Raw genomic sequence first — 20,847 nt, 5'->3', positions numbered from 1 at the left:
ATCTTATTTTTGTTGCTTGTGCTTATTGAGCAACTCCTTAGCATTTGCCAGGGCAGCAGGCGTAATGTCGCTTCCGCTGAGCATCTGGGCGATTTCTTCTATGCGCTGCTGCTCGCTGAGTTCCTTCATGTGAGAAAGAGTTCCCTCTTCGGTTTCTTCTTTCAGAACCTTGTAATGATGGGTTCCCATGGAAGCAATCTGCGGCAGGTGGGTGATGGAAATAACCTGACGGTTCAGGTTGCCCATCTCTGTCATGATTTCAGCCATCTTTTCAGCAATCTTACCGCTTACTCCCGTGTCGATTTCATCGAAGATGATGGTTGGCAGTTTTACGGCTCCGCTGATCATGGCCTTCAGAGAAAGCATGACGCGGGCGATTTCTCCACCGGAAGCAACCTGACTCACCGGCTGGAGAAGCGTGCTCTTGTTGGCGCTGAACAGGAAATTTACCTTGTCAACACCATCAGGACAGAGCGGCTTGGCGGAGAATGAAATTTCGAAGCGGACATTCGGAATTCCCAGAGGAATGAGACGTTTCTTCATTTCTTCTTCTATCTTTCTGGCCGATTTTGTTCGGATGGCAGTCAGTTCACCAGCCAGCTTTTCAGCCTTGGCAAGCAGAAGGGCAACTTGCTTTTCCTGTTCTTCTATGTCTTCATCACCATTATCGATGTGCTGCAACTGTTCGTTGATTCGCTCGCGAGTGGCGATGAGTTCTTCTACATTTTCCACATGGAATTTCTGCTGGAGCGAGTAGAGCTGGTCGAGACGGGAATTGATGGTTTCAAGCCGGTTCGGGTCAAACTCAACATTGTCAACGCTTCCGCTTATTTCCTGGGCAATATCCTTGAGCTCTATATAGCTGCTCTGCATTCGCTCAGCCACCTCTTTTACATCCGGATAAACCTCCTTGATATTGTCAATCTGCTGGGCTGCATTCTTCAGCTTGTCGAGGATACTGCCGTCTTCGCCCGAGAGTGCATTATCTGCCTCATAGAGCGCAGTCTTGATGTCTTCAGAATGGCTCAGGGTTTCTGCTTCCTGTTCCAGTTGCTCAAGTTCGCCTTCCTGCAGGTTAGCGTCATCCAGTTCCTTAAAGTGGAAGCGCATGAATTCCTCGTTCTCCCTGTTCTTTGCGATTTCCGCTTTCAGGTCTTCCAGCTGCAGCTTAGCCTTTTTATAGTTCTTGTATTCGTCAAGATAAGCCTTCTTCTGCTTTTCATCGTGGGCAATAATATCAACCACGCTGAGCTGGAAGTCTTCCTTCTGCAGCAGGAGATTCTGATGCTGCGAATGAATATCGACGAGCTGTTCGCCCAGTTCTCTCATCTTGGTCAACGGAACAGGCGTATCGTTGATGAAGGCACGGCTCTTTCCGGCAGCAGTCAGTTCGCGGCGGATGATGGTGTCTTCTGCATCATAATCAATATCGTTAGCATCGAAGAAATTCTGCATTCCGTATTTTGACAGGTCGAAGTGGGCTTCTATCACGCATCGGTCTCTTCCAGCCTTGATGGCTTTGCTGTCTGCACGGTTGCCCAGAAGCAGTCCGATGGCTCCGAGAATGATGCTCTTTCCGGCACCCGTCTCGCCCGTGATGACTGAGAATCCTGGATAAAAAGGAATGTCCAACTCGTCAATCAACGTGAAATTCTTGATGTATAATTGCTTGAGCATAATTTCTTATCTTATTGTTTTAAAGGAACTTAATCTAAAAGAACCAGCTTTTATTCCATCATTTGGATTTTCCCGAATGATAAAGCATGTAGGCTTATTCCTTGATTTTGTCCCAATATGAGTTTTGAGAAGGATTGATGGAGAAGAGCAATTCATAAATGCTTTCTTTCTCCTTCTGAGTGCCATGTTTCTGATAGATGTTAGCAAGCTCGTCCTTCTTGTAGTCTGTCCAGATTTGTGGCAGCAGACTGAGCGGTCTGTCCGTACGGGCTTTCTTCAGATCCTGGAGCAGAGTGTTGGTGATTTCAGTTCTGCCTCGTTCCACATTATTCGCCATTTCATCGAGCCCTTTTCTGTAATAGTTGTATTGCAGCATTCTGAAAGGTTCCATGGCTCCGTCGAGATAATCGGAAATGATAGCGAAACGGTTTCTGTTGTCACTAAACGCTTTCCAGCCCGGAAAATCAAGATTCTGGGCGTTGTTGGTGAGGTTCATGCAACGTTGCAGAATGTCCTCCCCACCTTTAGGCGCAAAACTGTCAAGATCTAAACCGATGATGAGGTAAGCATAGTAGGCAAGCAAAGCCGTAAGCTGGTTGTCAATCCGCTCTTCGGTAAACTCCAGCTGGTCGAACTCAGCAAACTTGAACGTGAAGTTTTCATCCACATTATTATATAAGGTGGACGTATAGGCTGAATTGTAGACGGGACGGTTGGCCTGGATGAGCGCCTTGCAGGTAAAGATATTCTGGTCTTTATCATACTTGCTTACCGTGATGTTGAAGTTGCACACGATGCGCTCGTTCTTCCTGAATTGAAGATTCGTCCATTGCCTGTCGTTCACAAACTGCTCAAGAGTTTGTTGCAGATTATCGAATACACGTTTTTCCGTGCCTTGAATCTGGGCATGGTTGATGGTAATCTTAGCCTGCAACTCCTGAGCGGCTGATGTGATGGGACTACAAGAGATGAGCCAGCTCGTTGATAATGTCACGAGCCACTTCAGTTTTCGGTTTCTTCTCATATTCTTTCTTACCCTCTTCAGAAATAATCGTTATCTGGTTATCATCCGTACGGAATGTGGTTCCCGGATTGCGAGTAGAGTTAAGCACGATGAAATCGGCATTTTTCTTTTTGCGCTTTTTCTGTGCGTTAGCCTCTTCGTCGTTGGTTTCCAGGGCGAAAGCCACGATTCGTTGATGTTTTTGTTTCATTTTGCCAAGGGCTGCGGCAATATCGTGAGTAGGGACGAGTCGGAGTTCCAGATCATCTTTCTCGCGCTTGATTTTCCTGTCAGCAATCTCACTTGGCTTGAAATCAGCAACAGCAGCACAGAGAATGGCTGCATCGGTAGAGGCAAAAGCTTTAGTGGCTGCCTGATACATTTCCTCGCAACTTTCTACATCGATGCGATGAATAGCTTCAGAACAGCTGAGCGAAACCGGACCTGCAACCAGCGTAACCTCAGCACCACGGCGGCAGCACTCTTCAGCAAGGGCAAAGCCCATTTTGCCGGAAGAATAATTACCGATGAAACGCACCGGATCAATCTTTTCGTAAGTCGGTCCGGCTGTAATCATAATCTTCTTGCCTTTCAAATCGAGCTTATCGCTTTCTTTTTCCTCGCAGTTTTCTGCTTCATCGGGTTCTGAATTCTGCTGAGCCTGTTCATCGAAAAATCTGTCAAGGCATTCTACGATAATGTCAGGTTCTTCCATGCGTCCCTTTCCTTCCAGTCCGCTTGCCAGGAATCCCACTTCCGGTTCTATAATATGATTTCCGTAGCCCAGAAGTGTTTTCATGTTGGCTTGGGTAGAAGGATGCTTATACATGTCGAGGTCCATAGCTGGAGCGATAAAAACTGGCGCTTTCATCGACAGATAGGTCGTGATGAGCATGTTGTCAGCAATTCCGTGAGCCATTTTTCCCAGGGTAGAGGCTGTGCAAGGAGCGATGAGCATGGCGTCGGCCCACAGACCTAAGTCTACGTGCGAATTCCAGGTTCCATCGCGCTGCGAGAAAAATTCGCTTACCACAGGCTTATGGGTAAGAGCCGAAAGGGTGATGGGAGTGATAAACTCCTTTCCTGCAGGTGTAATGACCACCTGCACTTCTGCTCCTCGCTTGATGAGACCTCGTATGATGAGACAAGACTTATAAGCAGCAATAGAGCCCGTAATGCCCAATACGATTTTTTTTCCTTTTAACATGAATTTTTCTAACTGTTAAGTAATAAATCCGAGTTTCGCAAGCCTGTTATTCTGCGACTTGCGAAAGCCCGGTAACAATTATTTACCCATTCTCTTGTTGAATTCACGAAGGCGGATGCGGGTAAGCACCTGCTTGGTATTATTGGTGAAATCGCTTCCCAAGACCCATGTAAAGTAACCCGGGTCTTTGGTCAGAATTTCAGCCACATCCCATCCTTTGTATTTACCGAAGTTGAATACTTCGTGCTTCAAAGGATTTCCGTTCTCATCGTTGACGATATTGCCTTGGGCGTCTTTTACCTCTTCCCAAACGATGCGTCCGGCGAAATCGACATTATCCTTCTGCTTAGAGAATTCGGCAAGTTCATCCATATTGTTGTTGAGCACGCGCTCAGGTTCATCCTGTACACCTGGAGCATACTTATCGAGCTCGCCCATGAGCACGCGGTAAGTAGCCTCTGTATCCTGATCAGCCCGGTGAGCCTCGAAATCTTCCTCCATCTTTCTGCCGCAATAGAACTTGTAAGCAGCAGCCAGGTTACGGCGTTCCATCTTCATGAAGATGGTCTGCGCATCGATGAGACGGCACTTGTTGAAATCGAAGTCAATTCCAGCGCGCAGGAATTCTTCTGCGAGCATAGGAACATCGAAATGGTTGGAATTGTAGCCTGCGAAATCACAACCTGTAAATTCCTTCTCCAATGTGGCAGCCAGCTGCTTGAAGGTTGGCGCATCTTTTACATCTTCGTTACTGATGCCTGTAAGGGCAACTACTTCGGCAGGAATCTCCTTGCAAGGATTTACGAAGAGGTTCTTGCGGTCTTCTGTTCCATCAGGCATTACCTTGATGTAAGAAATCTGTATAATACGATCCTTGATCATGTCAAGACCCGTTGTCTCCAAGTCGAACACAATCAGAGGCTTTGTCAAATTGAGTTTCATTTTTATAGAAATACTTTTCTTTTTGTTGTTTCAGAGAAAGCCCTTGCTCCTTTAATCATTAAGGAGCATAGGCATGATGAGCATCAGAATATCTTCGTTCTCAGGCTGTTCTGCAGGAACGATGATTCCGGCACGGCTAGGGTCTGCCAGCTGGATGATGATGTTGTCGCTGGTGATATTGCCCAGGATTTCCATCAGACTGCTTCCCTTGAAGCCAATGCTGATAGGAGAGCCGTTGTATTCGCAAGACAACTGCTCCTTTGCAGATGTTGAGAAGTCAATATCCTCAGAAGAAACCTCGAAACGACCTGACTCGATGTGGAAACGGATAAGCTGGCTGCTCTCGCTTGCAAATGGCAATACGCGGCGCAAAGCACTCTGTAAGCCTCTGCGGTCTACAGTAACCTCGTTAGGGTTGTTTGGAATGACAGAGTTGTAGTTAGGGTAACGGCCGTCAATCAGTCTGCATCTCATGACGCCATCTGTAAACTGGATTTCTGCGCTTCGGTCATCAAACTTGATGATTGCGTCGTCGCCGTCCTTGCTCAGAATGTTCTTCAGCAGAGAAGCTGGCTTCTTAGGCAAGTTGAATGCAGAAGGAGATTCGCTCTTGATTGTGAAGTTCTTGCTGCGAACCAGTTTGTGACCATCGCTTGCTACAATAGCGAGTGCATCTGCTGTCAGGTCGAAGTAAATACCGTTCATGACAGGACGCAACTCATCGTTGGCAGTAGCGAAGAGCGAGCGTGAAATGTTATTGATCAGCATTTCTGTAGGCAAAGAAACGGTGGTACAAGCATCAGTCATGCTCTGTGTGCGAGGATATTCCTCTGCGCTCTGACCTGTGAAGTTGTAAAGACCGTTCTGGTAAACAATCTTGATGGCAATGGCTTCTCCGGCAGCATCCACATCGAAGTGAAGAGGCTGTTCAGGCAGTTCCTTCAACGCATCGAGGATTACGCGGTTAGGCACACAAAACTCACCTTCTCCATCGTGGTCGGTAAGAGCGAGTGTACTCTTGATGACATTATCACTATCGCTAGCTGTGATGCTCATTTCACCGTTAGCAACTTGGAAAAGGAAACAATCGAGGATTGGCAACGAATTCTTGCTTCCAATCACTTTTGCGAGCATGTTGAGCTTGCTGCTCAATGCAGAACTTGATACTGTAAATCTCATGAGTATTTTATTTAAATTTTATTTTGTTTTCTGTTTCACCTTATTAAATTAGGCAATATCACCTAATTGAGCACAAAAATACAAAAAATATCGCTGATAAGCAAAAATAATTGGAGAAAAGTTCTAGTTTTTGAACTATTTTTAGTAATTTCGCAGTCAGAAAGAAAAAAACACCCTTTAAACAAAGGAAAAACTTTAAATATTATCATATGGAATTACAAGGAAAAGTTATTGCCGTTTTGCCTGAAAGAAGCGGCGTCTCTGCAAGAGGAGAGTGGAAAGCTCAGTCGTTCGTAATTGAAACCCACGAGCAGTATCCAAAGAAATTGTGCTTTGATGTTTTCGGAGCAGATCGTTTGGCTCAGTTCAACATTCAGAGTGGTGAGGAACTTCTGGTTTCTTTCGATATTGATGCTCACGAGTATCAGGGCCGTTGGTTCAACAGCATCCGTGCCTGGAACATCCAGCGTATTGACCCTAACGCCGTAGCTGGTGCTATGGGCGGAATGCAGCCAGGTGCGTTTCCTCCAGTAGGTGCTCCTGCAGCTCCTGCTCAGCCAGCAGCTCCTGCTAATGGCGCAACTGCAGCATTCCCTCCAGTTCAGCCTGCAGCTCCTGCAGCAGAGGGTGGCAGCGCCGATGATCTTCCTTTCTAAAATAGCAAAGTAAGATAAAAAATAAGAGCACTTCGCCTGAGACTTTCTTCTGTCTCGGATGAAGTGCTCTTTTTTTATTCATAATCTTATATTTCTCTTTTTATCAACCGTTTTCTATTCTCTGCGTCTCTTCTCAAAGAATTGTTTCGAAGCGGCAAAGAAGAGGAGAACAGAAGCTGCATTTTCTATCGCAACCATCCAGAATGTTCCGTTGTAACCGAAATGTTCTGCCACAACTCCGCCTAGCAGACAGCCGATTCCGAAGCCCAAATCCCAACCTGTAAGAATGCTGCTGTTTGCCGTTCCACGCTGGTTGTGACGAGCCACATTAATAAACATGTTGAGGAAGGCTGGGTAAAGATGACCATTGCCCAGGCCGATGAGACAAGCCGAAAGATAATAAGCTACCGGGTGCTTGACGGCAACAAAGATGATGAAACCGACAAGCGAAAGCAGCATTCCTTCGGCCGCATTCTGGGTAAGTTTGCCCTGGCTCAAGGCTTTTCTGCCTTGAAGTCTTGAGAGGAACAGACCCATGGAAAGAAGGGCGAAATAAGTGCCCGTTCCACCCGTAATTCCGAGTTCCTCCTTGCTGTAAATTGCAAGATAATTGCTCAGAACGCCCCAGCAGAAACCGAACATGGCGATATTGATGGCAAGGAGCCAGGCACGCGTCAGGAAGAAGCGGTCGAGAGAAAGCTTCTCCTTGTTCTTTACGATTTCCTTTTCGGGAAGGCGGATGGTTCCTGCAATCACAACAGAGGCTATCGCCACGATGAAAGCTATCCAGAAGAGAATCATATAACTGTCTACCGCATTATGCAAATAGATTCCGATGGATGGAGCAATCGCCATGGCAAAATTGTTGCTCAGTCCGTAGAGTCCGATTCCTTCATTTCTCCGGCTTGCCGGAAGAACGTCGATGGCGCAGGTGCTATTGGCAACCGTTACGGCTCCGAACGGACCTCCGTGCAAGGTTCTGCAGATGGCAAACATCAGGATGGTGCTGGCTGCAATATAGCCGACAAAGAAGATGGCGAAGGCCGAGAGACAGACCATCAGAACCTTCTTGCGCGAAAAGCTGTCAACCACATATCCGCTGAATGGACGAATGATGAGGGCGGCAACCGTATAGCCGCTCAGCACAATTCCAATCACATCTTTCGTGGCTCCAAAATTTTCGCTCAGATAGAGTGGGAGCAAGGGTGTGAGCAGATAGAAGGCGAAATACAACAGAAAGTTGGTGGTCATCACCTTGATGTAATTTGCATTCCAAAGTTTCTCTTTCATCATTTTTTAGAGTTTATCCTCACTTTTAGAGTTTGTCCGCATTTTTAGAGTTTGTCCGCCAGCCAGGCGTCGATGAGTTTTCGGGCGATGGAAAGTTTCTCGGGGAGAATAGGGAGATTCTCCTTCGTAAACCATTTACCACGCGAAAGTTCTTCTTTCTGAAGATGAATTTCTCCATCTACATATTCTGCCGAGAAGCCAATCATCAGACCGCTCGGGTAAGGCCAAGGCTGGGAACCGAAATATTTCAAATTCTTGATAGTCAGACCGGTTTCTTCCATCACTTCACGATGAACCGCCTCTTCCAGATTCTCACCAGTCTCTACGAAACCAGCCACGAGACTGTCGAAATTTCCCTTGAAATTACGGGCGTGAACCAGCAATACCTGATCATCTTTCTTAATCAGTACGATAATGGCTGTGGCAAGCGAAGGCCAGACCTGTTTGCCGCATTCTGTACATTTCTTACTGATGTCAGTTGCCATTTTCATCGGAGCTCCGCAAACGCCGCAGAATTGGGTATTCATATCCCAATAGTTGAGTTCCTGACACTTTCCTGCTTTCTGGTAAAGGGCGGGAGAGAGTTTGTAGAAACTAGGGCGCAAGCCGCACATTTCGTACTTCGGATTGTCGGTAACAGGCTCAGGAATGGTGAAGGTCTTCACCTCTGTTCCATCTTCCATCGGAGTAATGTTGAGAATGTGAGTCCAAGGCTTTGTTGGGATTGGACTCTCTTCTGAACAAGGAATCGTATAGGTTCCGTCTTCTTTCTTTTCGAGCAAGAGATCGGTCTTGCAAAATATAAACCAATACTTCATTCTTTATTTTGAACTTCTTTATTTTGAACTTTATGATATGCTTTTCTTAATGTGTTCTGAGGGGCTATTGCTTCTTTCCGAACAGCAATTCGAAATCGCGCTGGGCAGCAGGCTTGGTCCATGCTTCCGGCACAAACTTCCAGTTGTTGTTTGGTTTCGCATCTACCGTTCCCATCTTTTCGATTTCTTCCATCAGATAGTAACGCTGGTCGCGCTTGCTGCGATAGATGATACGGCTTTCAAGACTGTCTTTCGGGATTCCGGCACCCTTGGTAAGGAGTTCGCCGCCACCATTTCCACGATAGCTGTTAACCGCCACCTTGTACCATTTTTTCTCATCGAAAGGCTCGCCGTTGCTCATGCGCAGAATCTTCACCTTCTCGCCATCTGGCTTCGTTACGTCAACTTCGTAATCGATTCCGGCAGCACTATCAAAGTTGAACGAGAGATTCTTGAAACCGAGTCGTTGCTGGTCGCCAACGGTCTTCTCATCGAGCAACAGGAGATGGTCGTCCGGACTCTTCATGGTGTTCACCCAGAGGTCGTAACTCATTTCCAGATGCTTTCTGATTTCTTCGCCCGTCATGCGCATTACGTAGAGCTGGTTCTCGTATTTATAGAGATTGAACATGTCGCTCACACAGATTGGGCCGGCTTTCAGAATCGCGTTGAACTGAAGAGGAGCGTTGAACGAAATGTCGGCTTTTGTAATCTGCAACTGGAGGTTGAGGATGAAATCGTTGAAGGCAGAACTGCCGAAGAACTGGTCGCGGCTGTAGATGGTAGTCTTGAAGTTACCAATCTGCTTGCCCACATATTCCTTCACTTCCGCAATCTGAGGTTCGAAAGTCTTCATGAAATCCTCGTCGATAGGACAATCTGTCACATCCACAATCTTGCCTGTCACCTTTTTGTCAGTTACCACCATCTGCTTCTTTCCGTTCACCTTTTTCTTGTTGAGGGTGAGGGTAATTTCTGCATCTGCCACGCTAATGGCGTTGTTGGCAGGATCCAGACAAACCACCTGCTTTCCATCAGTATTGGTTACGGTTTCGTTGTCGCGCGTATGGTCGTGGCCGAAGAGAATCAGGTCGAAGCCCGGCACTTTTTTTGCCACCTTGATAGAGGCGTCTTCATCATATTCGGCAGTCTGGATACCTCCGTCTTTTCCGCTATGGAAAAGGCCGATGATGACATCCGGTTTCTCATTCTCCTGAAGATACTTCACCCATTTACGGGCGTTTGTTACCATGTTCTCAAATTTCAGTCCGCTCCAGAGATTCTCCGTGAGCCAGTTTGGAATGGCAGGAGTAATCATTCCCAAAACAGCCACCTTCACGCCCTCGCGGTTCAAGATGAGATAAGGCTTAACGTATGGCTCGCCTGTAGAAGTGCTGATGATGTTGGAACCCAAGACTGGGCAGTTGAGTTCTTTTATCCATTTGTCGTAAACCGGATGACCCGTTTCAACATCATGATTTCCAAATACTTGCGCATCATACTTCAAGTAGTTTACCACATCGGCAGCCACGTTTCTAGCCTCAGTATTTACATAATTATAATAATAGCAGGTAGGCTGGCCCTGCAGAATATCGCCATTCTCCAAGAGGATGAGGTTATCCTTGTAATCTTTTCGCAAATTGTTTACGTAGGAAGAAACGCGCGCCAGAGTTCCTGCTTTTGGCTTACGGTTGATGAAATCGTAAGGGAAGAAAGAGCCGTGCACATCGCTTGTCTCTATCACTCTCAGTTTTACGGTACGTTGTTGTGCCATCGCTTGTGAATTGAAAGTTAGCGCCAGAAGAAGCGCAGCAAATAATTGTTTCATATTAATAATATATTACTTTTGAGTAATGAAAGCCCATCTGATGAGCTCTGTTTCTTATTTTCTCTGCAAAAGTACAAAAAAGAACTTAAATAGGCATACTTTTTGTTGGATATTTTTTAAAAACTAAAAAATAGGAGGTTTTATAATATGGCATTTGTTGATTATTACAAGATTCTCGGCGTAGACAAGAACATTCCGCAGAAGGATGTGAGAGCTGCGTATCGTAAACGTGCAAAACAGTTTCACCCAGATTTGCACCCTAACGACCCGAAGGCGAAGGCTAAGTTCCAGGCGCTGAACGAGGCGTATGAGGTGATTTCTGACCCAGATAAGCGTGCAAAATACGACCAGTATGGCGAACAATGGAAGAATGCTGATGCATTCGGCGGTTTCGGCGGAGCTGGTGGTGCAGGCGGTTCTGGAAGCTATGGTGGAGCAGGTGGAAATCCATTCGAGGGTTTCGACTTCAGCCAGTTTGGCGGAGGCGGAGGTTTCTCCAGTTTCTTCGAAAATCTCTTCGGAGATCGTGGCAGAAGTCAGCAGTCGGCTGATGGATTCGGTTCCGGCAATTTCGGCGGATTTAATGGTTCTGCCGGTTTTGGTAGCGGCTTTAATGGGGCAGGCTACGGAGCTGGTGCTGATTTCGGTACTGGTGGTTGTAGCGGCGGTTGCGGTCAGAACGGGCGTGCCAATAACGGCGAAATGAACATGAATGTGAACATCGACCTTTACACGGCTCTGCTAGGAGGCGAAGGAATCATCAAACTGAGTAATGGTTCTAAAATCAAACTGAAGATTAAACCGGAAACGCAGAATGGTACGAAGGTTCGTGTTCGCGGAAAAGGATACGACCGGGGTGATGGAACCTTTGGCGACCTGATGATTACTTATAACGTGAAGTTGCCAACCGGGTTGAACGAAAAGCAGAAAGATTTGCTCCGTCAGATGAAGGATGCAAAATAATTTCTAAAAGAAGGGATTGGTTTCTCAGACATGGGAACCTTCCTGAAACATGAAGGTAAAAAGAAACGCCCTGCAAGAAGGGAACATTCAGAAATGAAGTTCCTGATCTTGCAGGGCGTTTTTTTATTCTATTTAATCTTGCAGGGCGTTTCTTATTCTATTCTGCGGCATTAATTTTCGACATGTTGAACGCAGAAACCTTACCGTCTGGCGAAACGGTTGAGTTGATTTTGAAAAGGTTTGTTTTCTTAGTACCGTCGGTAAGTTGAACTTCCTCACGTGCAGAGAACTGAACCTGATATTCATAATTTTCGTCACCCACCTCGCGCTTCTTAATCTTATAATCGTTGGTGAGGAACCAATTCAGGTTGGTCACATCGTCCTTATAAAGCTTATTCATAAAGGTAACAACATCTGCCTTGGTGGCAGAATTCTTACCCAGGAGCGAAGAGAGAATGTCTTCGCATGAAGCCTGCAAGCCATCTGCATCGCGGGTGTTGATGCTTTGGAAGAAATGGCGGAACAGACTGCTTACCATTTCTTTCTCTTCTGGTTGCAGATCTCTGCTCTTGGCTTTCTTCATCGCATTCTCAGCCTCTTCGATATGGGAACCGTCAGCATGAGCGGCAAGATAAGCCTGATAAGCTTCCACATTATCAGCATTCTTGGCCACATTCCAGTCGATGGAATCTATCTTGTTCAAAACCTCCTGCTTGTGCGGACTGTCTGGGTATTTATCGAGATAAGCCTGTAGAGCCTCTTTCGAACCGCTGACTACGGCGTTGGTCCAGTCCTGATCCGTCTGTTTCAGGAGTTCGAGGTGAGCCATGATAGAGTCACGATGCGCCTCGTCTGCATCTTTGTAAGTATCGAGGTAACTCTGCAGAACCATCGGGTCGCTACTCTGCATCGCATATTCGTAAGCTTCCAGCTCCTTATTCTTATTGGCATTATCATAGAAATAATAGAAAATGCCACAAACGAGGAAGGCGAAAATCAGAGAGATGATGATGACGCCACGAGCGCTCTTTTTCTTTGCCTGCGTTCCTTCTCCGTTTCCGCCGTTCTGAGAATGGGTTTGCTGTGGCCGAACAGGTGGAGTAGGAGGAGTTGTGGTTCTGACAGATGTCTGAGGACGTTCCTGCTGTCTGAGAGCCTCCTGTCGGCGGATTTCTTCTTGTCTGATAGCATTCTGTCTGGCTACATTTTCAGCATCTTGCTGCTGAGTCATAGAAGGAGTCTGCTGGCTCATTCCTGCCGAAGAAGTCATTTTTGTGAGCGAAGGATTCAGCTCGTGGCAGTTTGGACACATTTCCAGATTGCTGAAATAAACCTCGCCGCAATTTGGACATTTGGTAATTTTGCCTGCTATTTCTACTCCGCAACTAGGGCAAGTAGGTGCTTTATCGCTAATTTGGCGTCCGCATTCCGGACATTTAATAATTGCCATAATTCTATTTTGTGTTTATTAATTTACTTATATTATTCATGTTTCTATACTTCCAGACCTTATCCACTCTTTACCTTGAATCTAATCATAAAGTTCAAAGTAACTATCGATGCCTGAATCTGATTTCTCTGAGTTTGTGGCGCCCCATGAAACGGCTCTTGTCCACATAGCCGTTTATTCCGTTGAGCCTGCCCTTACCCGTATATTGCCACATTTCGAAATCTCTCCCATCTCGCAGCACAGGGATGCGCTTCGTATACTGGGCAATCATCAGCTTGTAGCTGTCGAGCTTGCCCAGAAGATAGTTGTCATAGAAATTGGCTCCTGTATAGATAAGGGGTTTTTGCTTGTATGCCTTCTCTACGAGATGCAGAAACTTGAAGAGCGAATCGCAGAATTCTTCTGTATTCATGCCGCTTTTCGTCTCCACGTCAATCATAGGCAAGAGGTCCTGATCTCCCGGTCGGCATTGGGCCATGAAATTTTCCAGCTGCCTCTGCTGCGGGATGCGTGCTCTGTAGAAATGATAAGAACCTACTTTCATTCCGTAGCGATGAGCCAGGTCGATATTCTGCTTGTATTTGCTGTCGATGTTGGATCCTCCCTCGGTAGCTTTGAGATAAACGTAAGCCATCTTAGAGTTGTCGCCCACGGTTTCCCAGAACACGTTGCCCTGATAATGACTCAAGTCGATGCCGTGAACGTGCCGACAAGTGTCTTCGCATTGCACCTGGGCATGGGCTCCCAAGGCAATAATGGATGCTATAATAGAGATAAATAACTTTTTCATAGATGCAAAGATACGAAAATCAGATGAAAATCGTACTACTAGGAGATTAATTTTATAGATATTTTACTCTTCGTCCTGATGAATCCCAGATTAACCCCTTCAATCCTTTCTGAAATTTACTCTTCAATCTCAGATAACGAACGGAAGAAATTGTTCATGAAATTGCTCATGGTTTCTATCGGAGCGTATTGCAGATAGCGCATGCTACGGCGCAGATTCTTGCGCATGGTTCCACCCGTGGTGCGTACAAAGCCGCTGCTGGTCTGCTCAAACTGAATGGCCTGCTGGTCCATGATGTTATAGTAGAGCGAGCGGAGCGTCAGCTTGTAGGCGCCTCTTTCTATATGATGAACGAATGGGATTTCGTCCTGTTCGAAATCGAAGAAGGTGATGAGAACGCTTCCTTCCAGCTGGGCGATACGCTGGATGCGGAGCTTGGCAATCCACTTCTCCAGTTTTACGAAATCTACCTTGTCACCTCGGGTTCTCAGGTAGTCTCCCAACTGGATGATTCCTCTGAGATTGATTCCGTTAGCCAGCATTCCATTTACGTTTGCCACGATGATGCGCAGCAGATAAATGGTCTCGATAGAGGTATCGATGGCGTGGCGTTCGTCTTCCTGAATCTTGCTGAGACGCCGGTTCAGAAAACTGTTGTTCATCTTCACCTCTCCGGCAGGAACACCATTCACGTTCTTGAGCATCTGAGCTATCTTTTTCTTCTTAAAGGTAGTCATCGGTTCCATTTCTTCCTTGGTGCCGAAGTTATCGGCACGGAGCTTAGTAAAAAGGTTACGCTGAAGAAAATTCATATGCCTTGATAATTAATAGTCAATAATAAAGTTTTGTTCTTCCTAACTGAATCTCTTAGGATAGCGGAAGAGGATGGCCAGCAGGGCTGCCACACCTATCGCCAGCGGATAGTAGAGATAAGGAAGAATATCCATCGGACTGAGATTGGCAAGACCGGCTGCCAGGAGCATCTGCACGCCATAAGGAATCAGTCCCTGAACCATGCACGAGAAGGTGTCGAGAATGCTGGCTGCCTTGCGGTTGTCTACGCCAAACCGGTCGCCTATTTTTTTCGAAATATTTCCTACTGTCAGAATCGCTACCGTGTTGTTTGCCGTACAGATGTTTACCATCGAAACGAGGGCGGCGATAGAAAGTTCGGCTCCACGCTTGCTGTTCACGTGGGCTGTAATCTTGTTGATGATGAAATCGATTCCGCCGTTTTCGCGGATGATTTCGAGCATACCACCTGCCATCATGGCGATGATAATGAGTTCGCCCATGCCGATAATGCCGTTGCCCATGGCTGCAAACCAGCCGAAAAGGTCGTAGCTTCCGGAGGCACCCAGAAGATGACTGCCTATGCCGATGGCGCCGCAGAGTAGGGTGCCCAGGGTGAGAACAGCCATTACATTCATGCCGGCAATAGCGGTAATGAGGACGATGAGGTAAGGCAATACTTTCATGTATTCTACCTCGTTGATGTGGGTAGGAGCCTGAAGACCGATTCCCATGACAGAATAGGCGATGAGCACGAGTACGGCGGCCGGAACCACAATCATGGAGTTGACCTTGAACTTATCGCTCATCTTGCAGTTCTGCGTCTGCGTAGCAACAACAGTCGTATCGGAGATGAACGAGAGGTTGTCGCCGAAATAAGCGCCACCTACGATGATGGCGGTCATCATGCCTACGTTAGCATCCATTGAGTGGGCCAGTCCGGCGGCTATCGGAACCAGAGCCACAACGGTTCCCACACTTGTTCCAATGGATACGGAGATAAAGCAGGCAGCCAGGAAGAGTCCTGGCAGAATCATGCTGGCTGGCAGGATGCTGAGCGCCAGGTTGACGGTTGCATCAACGGCTCCCATCGCCTTGGCTGATGCGGCAAACGAGCCAGCCAGTACGTAAATCCAGAGCATGAGCATCAGGTTGTTGGCGCCGGCTCCCTTGCTGTATGTGTCCACTCGTTTCTTGACAGGCATTCCGCCGGATATAGCCACGGCATAAATGCTCGAAATCATGAACGCTACTGTGAGCGACAGACTGGTGTCCTTATGGCTGCTGTCTACCGAATAGGCGGTAAAAGCCACGATGAGGACAATCAGCAAAAACAATGGCGACAACGCCAGCAAACCTTTTTTGTTACTCATACTTCTTTTTCTTTCTTATTAAAGAGTTACTCCATTCTTGAAGATGGAGATTTCACGATAGCCATTATACTCGTTGCGAGCTTCCTCGCCACTTGCTACGGCTATAATCTTATCAATAAACTTACTTACCAAGTCTTTCATTTCAACACCCTCTACCAGAGGGCCGGCGTTGAAGTCAATCCAATTTGGCTTGTTCTTTGCCAGATTGCTGTTGGTAGAAATCTTCATCGTTGGCACGAAGGTTCCGAATGGGGTTCCGCGACCTGTGGTGAAGAGAACGAGCTGGCAACCTGCTGAAGCCAGAGCTGTGGCTGCAACGAGGTCGTTACCCGGAGCTGAAAGCAGGTTCAAACCTGTTGTCTCCAAACGGTCGCCATACTGGAGCACGCCGCTTACCGGAGCACGACCGCACTTCTGGGTACAACCCAAAGCCTTATCTTCGAGGGTAGAAATACCACCAGCCTTGTTACCTGGAGAAGGGTTCTCGCCAACTGGCTCACCATGGCTCAGGAAGTATTCCTTGAAGTCGTTAATCAGGTGAACAGTCTTGTCGAAGAGTTCCTTGTTCTCGCAACGGTTCATCAGAATGGTTTCTGCGCCAAACATTTCAGGCACCTCTGTCAGGATGCTTGTACCGCCCTGTGCTACGAGCCAGTCGCTGAATTCACCTACCAATGGGTTGGCTGTAATTCCGCTGAAGCCGTCAGAACCGCCACACTTCAAACCTACGCGCAGCTTGCTTACCGGAACATCCTCGCGCTTGTCTTCCTTAGCCAGGGCATAGAGATTGCGCAGAATCTTCATGCCTTCCTCCAGCTCATCACCTTCAACCTTCTGTGTTACAAGAAGTTTGATGCGGTCATGATCATAATCGCCGAGCATCTTCATGAAATCATCTGGCTGGTTGTTCTCGCAGCCGAGAGAGAGAACGAGCACGGCACCTGCGTTTGGATGCAGACAGATGTCGCGAAGCACCTTGCGGGTATTCTCATGGTCGCCCGAGAGTTGTGAGCAACCGAAGTTGTGGTGCCATGCGTGGATGGCATCGATGCCTTCGCAGCCTGTTTCTTTCTTGAGGAGTTCTACCAGTTTCTCAGCCACGCCGTTAACGCAGCCTACGGTAGGAACTACCCATACTTCGTTTCTTACACCTACTTCGCCATTCTTGCGAACGTAGCCCTTGAAGGTGCGGTTTTCCTTAGCGATATTCAACTGCTCGTCTACCGGGTTGTAGGTATATTCGAGTGTACCTGCAAGATTGGTCTTGAGGTTGTTCTCGTTAACCCATTCGCCCGCCTTGAGGCTGGTCTTTGCGTGACCGATAGGGTAGCCATACTTCAGGATGTCTGTACCCTCGGCTGCATCGTTGATGAGCACCTTGTGTCCTGCAGGAGTATCCTGCAATAATGTGATGGTCTTGCCATCTACTTCAATCGTTTCACCCTTCTTCATAGGGCGCAAGCAAACCACTACCGAGTCGGCAGGGTTAATCTTGATAAAACTTGATTGTTCCATACGTAGTCTGTCTTTTATTTATTGTTTATAATTTATAATGTTCCTGTATGAATTGTCTTCCATGCAGAAGCCCCGTTCTGCCAGGTTGCCTTAGAGCTGGGTTCTGCGATAGAAATCTACATTTTCCTTCATCAGCAGCTCGATAGGCATATAGTTTACCGGCGTAACTTTCTTCTTCAGCACGATGGCCTGGAAGAGCGTATCTACGCAGGAGTACCCTTGCATGTAGGCGTGCTGGGCGATGAGGAAGGAGATGCTTCCTTCGCGCAGACAGCGGGCATTTTTCTCCACCATATCGTAGCCCATAATCTGTACGTCGCGGCGGTTGGTCTTCAGCAGGAAGTCGCCCACGATGTGCGCCTTCGAAGTCATGGTGATACAATGGTGGATGTTCGGATGCCCGGCAAAGAACTTCTCCAGCATTTTGGCGAATTCAGCACGTGTGCCGCTCAACGGCAGGTCGAGCATGGTAATCTTCACGTTAGGGAAGTGGTCGTGCATGTAATGGCGGAATCCTACCTCTCGGTTGTCCTGCTGCTTGCTGACCACTCTTCCGTCTTTGGTTTGCCTCATGAGCATGATTTCATCTTCCTTTGCGGCAAGCATCATCAGCATCTTGGCTGAGAAGAAGCCCGAACAGAACGAATCCTGACCGAAGAAAGAGAGCGGACGCAGATCGGGCATGTAGGAGTCGAGCAGGATGAACGGGATGCCTTTGTGGTGCAACGCCCCGGTAAACTCGCGGGTCACGTCGAGCGATGAAGGCACCACGATAACTCCTTCCGGACTGGCCTCAAGAATCTTGTTGCCTTCTTCGCGGAACGATTCCTCGCTGGAACGCTCATAGAAACGAATCTCTACATCGATGTGGAAGTCACGTCGGATATCTTCACATTTTCTTGCGCCTTCCTCTATTTCCTCCCAGTAAGCCTCCGATTCGTGTTTCGGAATCAGCAGGTAGAAGGTATAGGATTTGTTGTAAGCCAGAGCGCTGGCGTACACATTAGGCTGATAATTCATTTCCTTGAGGGCTTTCTCGACCTTGTCGCGTGCAGGTTTCGACACGTTTGGGCGGTCGTGCAGAACTCGGTCTACGGTTCCAACGGATACGCCAGCTCTCTCGGCAATATCCTTGATTCTGATTTTTTCGGCCATTGTTTTTTAGCATTACGGGTCTGGTTGCCTCGCGTGTACTTATTATATAAGGAGCCTCTCCTGGGGGCTACGATAGATAAAAACGTCGCAGGTACTTCCTAGCTGTGCACAGACCACAATTAGTATTAAGCAATTCTGTTGTGTGCGACCACAAGTACGAATTTTGCCGCAAATATACAACAATTTTTTGAATTGTGCGAAGACACAGCAACTTTTTTGCACGAAAAACAAAAAAAAATGCGATTTTATTTCGTTATTCGAGAAATTATGGTTATTTTTGCCCCCGAAATTGAATGACAACTGAAAATTGAACTTCATTTCTTGACTGAAAAGTGAAATTTAATTTGTTACTCATAACAAACAAAATAAAAACAAAAAAATTAAAACTATCAAACATGGCAAAAATTGTAACATTAGGCGAGATCATGCTTCGTTTGTCACCAGAAGGCAATGATCGTTTCATTCAGAGTGAATCACTTCGTATCATCCCTGGTGGTGGTGAGGCTAACGTAGCTGTAAGCTTGGCTAACTATGGTCATGATGCTTACTTCGTATCTAAGCTCCCTAAGCACGAGATCGGTCAGATTGCTGTCAACGGTCTCCGTCGTTACGGCGTTAACACAGAGTTCATCGCTCGTGGTGGCGACCGCGTAGGTCTCTACTATGCAGAGACAGGTGCTTCTATGCGCCCATCCAAGGTAATCTACGACCGTGCACACAGCGCAATTGCTGAAGCTGACCCATCTGATTTCGATTTCGATAAAATTATGGAGGGTGCCCAGTGGTTCCATTGGAGCGGTATTACTCCAGCTATCAGCGACAAGGCTGCTGAACTTACAAAGTTGGCTTGTGAGGCTGCTAAGCGTCACGGCGTAACAGTTTCTGTTGACCTCAACTTCCGCAAGAAGCTCTGGACTTCAGAGAAGGCTATCTCTGTTATGCGTCCTCTGATGAAGTATGTTGATGTTTGCATCGGTAATGAGGAAGATGCTCAGCTCTGCCTGGGCTTCAAGCCAGATGCTGACGTAGAGGGCGGTAAGACTGATGCTGAGGGTTACTACGGAATCTTCAAGGGCATGATGAAGGAGTTCGGTTTCAAGTATGTTGTTTCTACTCTCCGCGAATCTCTCTCTGCTACACACAACGGCTGGAAGGCTCTTATCTATGATGGCAAGGAATTCTATCAGAGCAAGCACTACGACATCAACCCAATCATCGACCGCGTTGGTGGTGGCGACTCTTTCTCTGGTGGTCTGATCCACGGTCTTCTTACTAAGGAGACTCAGGGCGAGGCTCTTGAGTTTGCGGTAGCTGCTTCTGCTTTGAAGCATACTATCCCTGGAGACTTCAACCTGGTATCTGCTGACGAGGTAGAGAGCCTGGCTGGTGGTAACGCTAATGGTCGCGTTCAGAGATAATTATAGTTTAAAGTTTATAGTTGATAGTTTATAGGCAGTCTTGCTTACGGCGTAGCTCCTATAAACTATAAACTATTCATTGTTAATTAATATAAGGTAATGGCAAAGTTTAGCAAAATGCAGGTTATGGCAGCCATGAAAGAGACTGGTATGGTACCTGTTTTCTTCAATAAGGATGTTGAAATCTGCAAGAACGTCATCAAGGCTTGTTACGAGGGTGGCGTACGTGTTTTCGAGTTTACTAACCGTGGTGACTTCGCTCACGAGATTTTCGGTGAGTTGGTAAAGTGGGCCGACAAGGCTTGCCCTGAGATGATTCTGGGTGCCGGTACAGTTGTTGATGCCGGTACTGCTTCTCTGTATCTCCAGCTCGGCGCTAACTTCATCGTAGGTCCTAACTTCAACCCAGAGATTGCTCCAGTTTGCAACCGTCGTCTGGTTCCTTATTCACCAGGTTGCGGTTCTGTAACAGAAATCAATAATGCTCAGGCTGCCGGTTGCGACGTAACCAAGGTATTCCCAGCAGGTAACGTAGGTGGTCCTTCATTCGTCAAGAACGTAATGGCACCTTTGCGTTGGAGCAACATCATGGTAACAGGTGCCGTAGAGCCAACAGAGGAGAATCTTACTCCTTGGATCAAGGCTGGCGTTCTCTGCGTAGGTATGGGCTCTAAGCTCTTCCCTAAGGAGACAGTTGCTGCTGGCGACTGGGCTGCCATCACAGCCAAGTGTCAGGAGGCTCTCGGTTACATCGCGAAGGCTCGCGCTTAATTTAGACTATTTTTCATTAG

18 protein-coding genes are annotated in these 20,847 nt (G+C 47.1%); 4 read left to right on the top strand and 14 right to left on the bottom strand.

The window, feature by feature from the left end:
• Positions 1-3 precede the first annotated feature (3 nt).
• The 5 genes from recN to dnaN all read right to left on the bottom strand — a co-directional run bounded on the left by recN (position 4) and on the right by dnaN (position 6,008).
• Positions 4-1,677 (bottom strand): DNA repair protein RecN, encoded by a 1,674-nt coding sequence (recN, locus tag KSW37_RS02170; RefSeq protein WP_217313961.1) that lies wholly within the window; start codon positions 1,675-1,677, stop codon positions 4-6.
• A gap of 94 nt (positions 1,678-1,771) precedes the next feature.
• Positions 1,772-2,701 (bottom strand): DUF4835 family protein, encoded by a 930-nt coding sequence (locus KSW37_RS02165; RefSeq protein ID WP_437183112.1) that lies wholly within the window; start codon positions 2,699-2,701, stop codon positions 1,772-1,774.
• Complete coding sequence (coaBC, locus tag KSW37_RS02160) at positions 2,637-3,887, bottom strand: bifunctional phosphopantothenoylcysteine decarboxylase/phosphopantothenate--cysteine ligase CoaBC (RefSeq protein ID WP_217313960.1); 1,251 nt, start codon at positions 3,885-3,887, stop codon at positions 2,637-2,639. Before coaBC ends, KSW37_RS02165 begins: the two co-directional genes overlap by 65 nt.
• 78 nt (positions 3,888-3,965) lie before the next feature.
• Positions 3,966-4,829: a 3'-5' exonuclease gene (locus KSW37_RS02155; RefSeq protein ID WP_217313959.1), complete on the bottom strand. Its 864-nt coding sequence runs from the start codon at positions 4,827-4,829 to the stop codon at positions 3,966-3,968.
• A gap of 51 nt (positions 4,830-4,880) precedes the next feature.
• Positions 4,881-6,008 (bottom strand): DNA polymerase III subunit beta, encoded by a 1,128-nt coding sequence (gene dnaN, locus KSW37_RS02150; protein ID WP_217313958.1) that lies wholly within the window; start codon positions 6,006-6,008, stop codon positions 4,881-4,883.
• Positions 6,009-6,217: 209 nt separating this feature from the next.
• Between dnaN and KSW37_RS02145 the strand changes: the two genes are divergently transcribed.
• A complete protein-coding gene (locus tag KSW37_RS02145; RefSeq protein WP_217313957.1) occupies positions 6,218-6,664 on the top strand; it encodes a DUF3127 domain-containing protein in 447 nt (148 codons plus the stop codon).
• A 114-nt stretch (positions 6,665-6,778) separates the two neighbouring features.
• Here the strand turns inward: KSW37_RS02145 and KSW37_RS02140 are convergent, their stop codons facing one another.
• From KSW37_RS02140 to KSW37_RS02130, 3 genes are all read right to left on the bottom strand, one after another.
• Complete coding sequence (locus KSW37_RS02140) at positions 6,779-7,954, bottom strand: MFS transporter (RefSeq protein WP_254368585.1); 1,176 nt, start codon at positions 7,952-7,954, stop codon at positions 6,779-6,781.
• Between the two features lie 44 nt (positions 7,955-7,998).
• Positions 7,999-8,772, bottom strand: coding sequence for an NAD(+) diphosphatase (gene nudC, locus KSW37_RS02135; RefSeq protein WP_217313955.1), 774 nt, complete (start codon positions 8,770-8,772; stop codon positions 7,999-8,001).
• A 64-nt stretch (positions 8,773-8,836) separates the two neighbouring features.
• The gene (locus KSW37_RS02130) at positions 8,837-10,600 is read right to left on the bottom strand and encodes a bifunctional metallophosphatase/5'-nucleotidase (RefSeq protein ID WP_217743419.1); all 1,764 of its coding nucleotides are present in this window, start codon (positions 10,598-10,600) and stop codon (positions 8,837-8,839) included.
• Between the two features lie 147 nt (positions 10,601-10,747).
• On the opposite strand from KSW37_RS02130, the gene KSW37_RS02125 reads away from it, so the two are divergent.
• Positions 10,748-11,563, top strand: a complete 816-nt coding sequence (locus tag KSW37_RS02125; protein ID WP_217743418.1) for a DnaJ domain-containing protein — start codon at positions 10,748-10,750, stop codon at positions 11,561-11,563.
• Positions 11,564-11,720: 157 nt separating this feature from the next.
• Here the strand turns inward: KSW37_RS02125 and KSW37_RS02120 are convergent, their stop codons facing one another.
• From KSW37_RS02120 to KSW37_RS02095, 6 genes are all read right to left on the bottom strand, one after another.
• On the bottom strand, positions 11,721-13,013 hold the full coding sequence (locus KSW37_RS02120) for a zinc ribbon domain-containing protein (RefSeq protein WP_217743417.1): 1,293 nt from the start codon (positions 13,011-13,013) through the stop codon (positions 11,721-11,723).
• A 103-nt stretch (positions 13,014-13,116) separates the two neighbouring features.
• Complete coding sequence (locus tag KSW37_RS02115) at positions 13,117-13,803, bottom strand: glycoside hydrolase family 25 protein (protein WP_217313951.1); 687 nt, start codon at positions 13,801-13,803, stop codon at positions 13,117-13,119.
• Between the two features lie 116 nt (positions 13,804-13,919).
• Positions 13,920-14,615: a hypothetical protein gene (locus tag KSW37_RS02110; RefSeq protein WP_217743416.1), complete on the bottom strand. Its 696-nt coding sequence runs from the start codon at positions 14,613-14,615 to the stop codon at positions 13,920-13,922.
• Between the two features lie 42 nt (positions 14,616-14,657).
• Positions 14,658-15,968, bottom strand: coding sequence for a Na+/H+ antiporter NhaC family protein (locus KSW37_RS02105; protein WP_217743415.1), 1,311 nt, complete (start codon positions 15,966-15,968; stop codon positions 14,658-14,660).
• An 18-nt stretch (positions 15,969-15,986) separates the two neighbouring features.
• Positions 15,987-17,483 (bottom strand): UxaA family hydrolase, encoded by a 1,497-nt coding sequence (locus KSW37_RS02100; protein WP_217743414.1) that lies wholly within the window; start codon positions 17,481-17,483, stop codon positions 15,987-15,989.
• Between the two features lie 90 nt (positions 17,484-17,573).
• Positions 17,574-18,638: a LacI family DNA-binding transcriptional regulator gene (locus tag KSW37_RS02095; RefSeq protein ID WP_217313948.1), complete on the bottom strand. Its 1,065-nt coding sequence runs from the start codon at positions 18,636-18,638 to the stop codon at positions 17,574-17,576.
• Between the two features lie 395 nt (positions 18,639-19,033).
• Here KSW37_RS02095 and KSW37_RS02090 point away from each other — a divergent pair, with 395 nt between their 5' ends.
• Positions 19,034-20,056, top strand: coding sequence for a sugar kinase (locus tag KSW37_RS02090; protein WP_022121227.1), 1,023 nt, complete (start codon positions 19,034-19,036; stop codon positions 20,054-20,056).
• 99 nt (positions 20,057-20,155) lie between these two features.
• Positions 20,156-20,827: a bifunctional 4-hydroxy-2-oxoglutarate aldolase/2-dehydro-3-deoxy-phosphogluconate aldolase gene (locus KSW37_RS02085; RefSeq protein ID WP_022121226.1), complete on the top strand. Its 672-nt coding sequence runs from the start codon at positions 20,156-20,158 to the stop codon at positions 20,825-20,827.
• The last annotated feature ends 20 nt before the right edge of the window (positions 20,828-20,847 follow it).

The sequence above is a fragment of the Segatella copri genome (assembly GCF_019127135.1).
In the GTDB taxonomy this organism is placed as follows: domain Bacteria; phylum Bacteroidota; class Bacteroidia; order Bacteroidales; family Bacteroidaceae; genus Prevotella.
The sequence above is the reverse complement of the archived record's forward strand: the minus strand, read 5'-3'. Positions and strand labels throughout refer to the sequence as shown.